Genomic DNA, 6578 nt, shown 5'->3' on the forward strand with positions numbered 1-6578 from the left:
GGACTTTTATTTTTTATTATTTATTTCTTCAAAAATATTTCCTTAGAATATTCTCCGTTACCCAGTGGAATTTCTATTACAATATTTCCGTTTTCAAAATATCCTAAAGTGGACTCTCCATTCTGTAATTTCACCCTGAAAACATCATCCTTTGTTGTTGTTTTGAAAGTTGCAAATGGAGATGAACTATTCTGTCCTACAAGAATAAACTGCTTGTTATCTATCTGAATTCTGTTCAGATCAACTTTTCCATTGCTGAATTTTATTGCATTATTATCAGCCGGGCTATCATTTGTAATCTGTATTTCTTTTGTTGCCGAAACAGTATTGGTTGTATTAACAGGATTATTATTCACCTGATTTACAGGATTAGCAGGTGAAATTGATACAAAAGTCTGCTTTAAAGCATCCTGATATCCTTCTTTAAAATCTTTAATATTTGAAGCACCTTTAATGGATGCAACATTCTTATTATTACAATCTTTAAACTCTACCAATACTTTATTTCTCAAAAATCCACTGTCATTAATAATATCCGCCATCAAAACATTACAAGGATTACTTTGCGCATCTGCAGGCCACTGCAGCTTATCTGATGGAAGAACAGTATAATTTTTACTTCTTAATGTCTTCGTTAATACATCACCTAAACCGAAATCTTCTTTAAAAGTTTCGAATTTGGAAGGAATTGAAATATATTTATAATCTGAAACCTTTTGCCCGAAAGAAAGCATTGAGCAGGCTGTAAATATAATTAGTGAAAGCTTTTTCATTTTATTATTATTTATATTATTTAGGCATTATTTTTTCATCGCCTCATTAAAATTTTTTTTAAGCCTACTTTCAAATTTATATATAAAATCCGATACAATTTCATTACTATTGATAAGTCTATTCGACTCATCTACGACATTTTCATCCAAATTCCTTTTTAGATATTCTTTGTGTAATGAATCTTCACCTGACAAATAAACATAGGATAACTTATCTGTTTTAATATCGTAATATGCTAAAATAATTCTATTCATATAGTAAATTACTTTCTTTTTCCTCACTTGAGTAAGAATTCCAAAATCAAATTTTAATCTATAAAGATTTTTATATGGTGAATATTGAGTAAAAAAAGGGTTTCTATAGAGTATAATTACTTTGTCAATATTATTATTTTTACAAAAATTATGTAGATATTCTCTTTCTTTTTTATTAAACAAATTATTTTCTAGAATACCGAAATCAAAATCATTTAAAGTTTTAACTTCTGCTGTAAGCTTTTTTATAAAGTCTGATGCATTATAATTTAATACTTCCGTAAATTTTACTTCTACATTATCTCCAACTTCGGCATGAATATGTTTAAGTTGCGGATTAATATTACTTACGAAACCCGTTTGACAAAAAAGGCTTGTTTTAAAAAATATTAAAAAAAGTAATATAATTTTTTTCATTAAATTTTAATCATTTCTAAACTGTCCCATATCCAGTTTCAGGGAGAAGAAATTAGAGTAGAAATTGGATCCTCCGATTCCAGAATTTGTAATCGCATAATCAAGTGTAAGACCTCTGTATCTGATCCCGATCCCTGCGCTAGGCTGGAAGGAAACTTTTCTTTTAAGATCTTCAATATCTGTAATAGACTGGAACCTGTTGATACCCAATCTCACAAAAATCATTTTCTGATAGCCAAGTTCCGCTCCGGCGTACGGTGTAATACTTGCAAAATCTGTTGAAATAAGCGCTGCTGTTTTCGCAAAATCGATATTTAAACCTGCTTCAGGTAAAACATACACACTGCTGTTAAGTTCAAATAATTTACTGGCTCCTACATTTAGTTTCGGCATTGTAAGTTCTAACTTATCTTTTGGCGCCGGGTTGAATTCTTCACCGTTTACCACTGTAGAAAGTTCTTTTTGATTAATGCTCCAGAAGTTCACCGTAGTAGTCGCATCTCTCAGCATACCTCCGAGTTTCCACCCGTTATCCAATTTATAAATAGCCCCGATATCAAAACCGAAACCATATCCATTTGCAAATTTCCCTACGTTTCTGTAAACTATTTTAGCATTAATACCTACGTCCAGCTTGGTATTCCCTCCCGGATTGAATGCATAGGAAAGAATCGCAGCATAGTCAGACTGTGAGAACTTTGTAATTTTATCGTAATCAATATTCCCTTCAGTATCTATTAATTGAGTTGTATTTAAAATGTTATCTACCCCCAGTCTCACTACAGAAACTCCGAAAACTCCCGTTTCCAGAACTTTTGCGTATGCCAGATAATCATATTTTGCAATAGATTCGAAATATTCTGCATGCATTGCCGCGCCCTGCCAGTCTTTTTCGATGGCCATTAAACCAGCCGGGTTCCACATAGGAGAATAAACATCGTCCTGGTTGGAGATTACGGCTCCACCCATGGCTAAACCTCTTGCTCCTGCACCGATATTCAGGAATTCGTTGGAATATTTTCTGATAATCTGAGATTGTGATATCCCGAAAACCAGAGAAAATACAAGTAAAAAATATTTTTTCATCATATAAATTGATGCTTAATTTAAAGTTTTTTGTTTCTTAGCTTTTATTAATCCGTTGGCAATGATTGCCAGTATCATAACCCCTGAAGCGATGTAAAAAATCGGGCTCATGTGTTCTGATTCCCCAAAGATAAAAAAAGCTAGTATAATTCCGTAAACCGGTTCTAAATTAACTGTTAAAATTAACGTGAAAGGCGAAATATATTTCATCAGGTTCACCGATTCCAGCATGGGAAAAGCCGTGAAAACACTCGCCAACAAGCATATTAACGCAATATCACGGTAACTTATTTCATTCATGTGAAAAATTTGTCCGGTAAATAAATAAATTATCATCAAAATGAACCATCCGCAAAATATTTCGTAAAAAATAATATTTCCGGAACTCGTCTTTCCAAACATTTTCCCGTTAAAAACAGAAAATATAGTCCCGAAAATTGCACAAACCACACCGTATAATATTCCTTCTTTAAATCTGAATTCTGTTTTAAATATCAATAAAATACAGGCAACAATTACCACTCCCATAATCACTTCAGAAACATCAATTTTTCTTTTAAAAATAACGGGTTCCAAAATTGAAGCAAATAATGTGGATAAAGAAAGGCAGCTTAAAGCAATAGAAACGTTTGAAACTTTAATGGAATGAAAAAAACAGAACCAGTGAAGCGCCATCGAAAAGCCAATGGCAGCCAGTTGGAAAAAAATTTTCTTCGAAACCCTGATACTGTCTTTTTTAATCACCCTGATAAACACAAAAAGACAAACCGCTGCTATCAGCATCCTGTAAAAAACAAGAATTTGAGCGTTTGCATGAATCAGCTTTCCTAAAATTGCCGTAAATCCCCATAAAAACACAATCAGATGCAATCTGAAGAGCGCCATTTTGTGCATATTCTACCCTCCTTTTAAATTATTTGCAAATTTACAAATAGCTTTCACAAATCCGTAAAAAAATTACACTAAACTTAATAAGTTTTTGAGAAACATTTCTTTTCAATTAATTTTTATTTGAATCATCTGTTAAATATTTTAAAATTAGAAACAAAAAACCCTGAAAATTTGTTCAACTTTCAGGGCCTTCAAATAATAAACTATTAAAAAAATAAACTAGGAACTTAGAGTATTTACCAGAGATATCATCTCTATTACTCTGACGTAAAGTTAGAAAAAATATCAAACATTTAAAAATATTTATATGTTAAAAAATTCACAAAATTCTGAATACCAATAAATTAAACATTTGTTTTAATTCAATATGAGTTACTCTGAAAAATAGTATCTTTAAGCGGAAAAAATCGAAATCTTTATGGACATTGAATTCAACAAACGAGAAGATCAAAACAGATTAAAATTATCAGAAATAAATAGACTACTTGCCGAAATAAAAAAAGGAGGCGGAGAAAAAAGACTTCAGAAGCTTCGTGACGAGGGAAAAATGACAGCAAGAGAAAGAATTGAATATCTTCTCGATAAAGGTTCGGAATCCATAGAAATCGGTGCTTTTGCAGGCTTCGAAATGTATGAGGAACATGGAGGCTGCCCAAGCGGAGGCGTTGTTGTAGTAATGGGATACGTTTCCGGAAGACAATGTCTTGTGGTAGCAAATGACGCTTCAGTAAAGGCCGGAGCATGGTTTCCGATCACAGGTAAGAAAAACCTGAGAGCTCAGGAAATTGCAATGGAAAACAAGCTTCCTATTATTTATCTTGTAGATTCCGCAGGCGTTTATCTGCCAATGCAGGATGAAATTTTCCCGGATAAAGAGCACTTCGGGAGAATCTTTAGAAATAATGCCAAGATGAGCTCTATGGGAATCATACAGATTTCTGCTGTAATGGGCAGTTGCGTTGCCGGTGGTGCCTATCTTCCAATTATGAGTGATGAAGCTATGATTGTGGATGGTACCGGTTCTATTTTCCTTGCCGGAAGCTACCTTGTAAAAGCAGCCATCGGAGAAAGTATCGATAATGAAACATTAGGTGGCGCTACCACCCATTGTTCAATCTCAGGAGTTACAGATTATAAAGCAAAAGATGACAAAGATGCTTTAGACAGGATTAAAAATATTATGAAGTCCATCGGAAGTACCGAAAAAGCGGGTTTCGACAGGATTGAAAGCTTTCCTCCTAAAGTGAAGTCAGAAGATATTTTCGGCATCATGCCTGTTTCCCGCACCGAACAATACGATACTTATGAAATTATAAAATGTCTTGTCGATAATTCGGAATATGAAGAATACAAACCAGATTATGGCAAAAGTATTATTTGTGCCACAGCAAGAATCGACGGCTGGTCGGTAGGAATTGTTGCCAATCAGAGAAAGCTGGTAAAAAGCGGTAAAGGAGAAATGCAGTTCGGAGGAGTAATTTATTCTGATTCAGCGGATAAAGCTACAAGATTCATTGCCAATTGTAATCAGAGGAAAATTCCTTTAGTTTTCTTACAGGATGTGACAGGATTTATGGTTGGTTCAAAATCAGAGCATGGCGGAATCATCAAAGACGGCGCAAAAATGGTAAATGCAGTTTCCAACTCTGTTGTTCCGAAATTCACCATCATTACAGGAAATTCGTATGGCGCAGGAAATTATGCAATGTGCGGAAAAGCTTATGATCCGAGGTTAATTGTAGCTTGGCCATGGGCAGATTTAGCAGTAATGGGAGGATCACAGGCAGCGAAAGTTTTAGCTCAAATTCAGGAATTTACTTTAAAAAAACAAGGAAAACAAATTTCTGAAGAGGAACATAACGAAATATTGGATACAATTTCAAAAAGATATCAAAAACAGACAGAAGCTACTTATGCAGCTGCCAGATTATGGACAGATGCTATCATAAACCCTGTAGATACCAGAAAATGGATTTCAATGGGAATTGAAGCTGCTAATCACTCGCCTATTACTGAGAAATTTAATTTGGGAGTAATTCAGGTTTAAACTTAACTTTTAAATAACCTATATGGCCTTACTTTTGTGAGGCTTTTTTTATTTTTAAAATATTAGTGTAAATTTGTCTCACAGGATCATCACTAATAACACTACAAACTCTTTTAAAACACACAGTATGAAAAGATATTTTGTAGCATTTATAATAGTTTACGGCATTCTGCTATTATATATGATGTTTTTTGGATCTGGAAGACATTTATCTGGTATAGGCTATTTACAAACGGTTCCTTTTAATACTATTCATTTATTCTTTGCCGATACAACTCTACATAATGAAATTTTCTTAATTAATATTATAGGAAATATACTCATATTTCTTCCTTTCGGTTGGTTAGGTTTAGCAGTAAAAATATTTAATAGATTTATCCCTCTCACCTTATTTTTTATTTGCTGCATTTCATTTATAGAATTAATGCAGTTTGTTACCGGTTTAGGCGTAGCTGATATCGATGATGTATTTTTAAATACAATTGGAATGTTAATCGGCTTTTTAACATACAGACTCACAGTGAAAATGAATATTGCCAATATTAAATCTTATTTTGATACTAAATAGACTTATTAAAAGGTAAGATATTATTGTTTCCTTCAGAAATTATTTTTCTAATTCTTAACAGATCGCCCCTACAGGACTCCTATATAAAAATAAGACATTACTTTAAGCTATTAACAGGTCACCCCTACGGGGCTCCTGGTTTAAAGCTGATCTATGAATGCTATGAACAGACAGCTCCTACGAAACTTCCAGCTTCTGTCATTTGGTATCTGGTATCTGGTATCTGGTATCTGGTATCTGTCAAAAATAATTGGGATTGGGTATAAAACAAAAAAGTCTCATACATTCATTTGTATGAGACTTTTAATAAAAAACTGGCGGCGACCTACTCTCCCGCTATTCGCAGTACCATCGGCGCTGGTGGGCTTAACTTCTGTGTTCGGAATGGGAACAGGTGAGCCCCACCGCTAAAACCACCCTAAAGGTTGTATATAAGGTTCGAGGGTTTAGGAGTTAGGGCTTAGCTTTAAGCTAAATCCTGATACCTACTTCCTGATACCTGTTTTATCGGTAAATTTCATCACAAAGGCAAAACCAGTTT

Annotated in this window: 6 protein-coding genes and 1 rRNA gene; 2 read left to right on the top strand and 5 right to left on the bottom strand. The window is 33.8% G+C overall.

Translation table 11 applies throughout. The features are described 5' to 3' along the window. Positions 1–20 precede the first annotated feature (20 nt). From H560_RS0111440 to H560_RS0111455, 4 genes are read right to left on the bottom strand one after another with little or no spacing between them, the layout of a single operon-like run. Positions 21–773 carry a hypothetical protein gene (locus H560_RS0111440; RefSeq protein WP_027380172.1) on the bottom strand — a complete coding sequence of 251 codons (753 nt, stop codon included), beginning with the start codon at positions 771–773 and terminating at the stop codon, positions 21–23. 27 nt (positions 774–800) lie between these two features. Beyond that, positions 801–1445, bottom strand: a complete 645-nt coding sequence (locus H560_RS0111445) for a hypothetical protein (RefSeq protein WP_027380173.1) — start codon at positions 1443–1445, stop codon at positions 801–803. A gap of 6 nt (positions 1446–1451) precedes the next feature. Further along, complete coding sequence (locus H560_RS0111450) at positions 1452–2534, bottom strand: putative type IX sorting system protein PorV2 (protein WP_027380174.1); 1083 nt, start codon at positions 2532–2534, stop codon at positions 1452–1454. Between the two features lie 12 nt (positions 2535–2546). Next, positions 2547–3425, bottom strand: coding sequence for a DMT family transporter (locus tag H560_RS0111455; RefSeq protein WP_027380175.1), 879 nt, complete (start codon positions 3423–3425; stop codon positions 2547–2549). 415 nt (positions 3426–3840) lie between these two features. On the opposite strand from H560_RS0111455, the gene H560_RS0111460 reads away from it, so the two are divergent. After that, the gene (locus H560_RS0111460) at positions 3841–5469 is read left to right on the top strand and encodes an acyl-CoA carboxylase subunit beta (RefSeq protein ID WP_027380176.1); all 1629 of its coding nucleotides are present in this window, start codon (positions 3841–3843) and stop codon (positions 5467–5469) included. Positions 5470–5596: 127 nt separating this feature from the next. Then, on the top strand, positions 5597–6037 hold the full coding sequence (locus tag H560_RS22375) for a VanZ family protein (protein WP_051289299.1): 441 nt from the start codon (positions 5597–5599) through the stop codon (positions 6035–6037). Between the two features lie 312 nt (positions 6038–6349). Here H560_RS22375 and rrf read toward each other — a convergent pair. After that, positions 6350–6458 (bottom strand): 5S ribosomal RNA (gene rrf, locus H560_RS0111470). Positions 6459–6578: the final 120 nt, after the last annotated feature.

This window comes from Chryseobacterium daeguense DSM 19388 (genome assembly GCF_000430825.1).
Classification (GTDB): Bacteria; Bacteroidota; Bacteroidia; order Flavobacteriales; family Weeksellaceae; genus Chryseobacterium; species Chryseobacterium daeguense.

Excerpts from the sequence above, each read along its gene's own strand:
- H560_RS0111440 (WP_027380172.1), bottom strand. The coding sequence starts at position 773 with ATGAAAAAGCTTTCACTAATTATATTTACAGCCTGCTCAATGCTTTCT.
- H560_RS0111445 (WP_027380173.1), bottom strand. The coding sequence starts at position 1,445 with ATGAAAAAAATTATATTACTTTTTTTAATATTTTTTAAAACAAGCCTT.
- H560_RS0111450 (WP_027380174.1), bottom strand. The coding sequence starts at position 2,534 with ATGATGAAAAAATATTTTTTACTTGTATTTTCTCTGGTTTTCGGGATA.
- H560_RS0111455 (WP_027380175.1), bottom strand. The coding sequence starts at position 3,425 with ATGCACAAAATGGCGCTCTTCAGATTGCATCTGATTGTGTTTTTATGG.
- H560_RS0111460 (WP_027380176.1), top strand. The coding sequence starts at position 3,841 with ATGGACATTGAATTCAACAAACGAGAAGATCAAAACAGATTAAAATTA.
- H560_RS22375 (WP_051289299.1), top strand. The coding sequence starts at position 5,597 with ATGAAAAGATATTTTGTAGCATTTATAATAGTTTACGGCATTCTGCTA.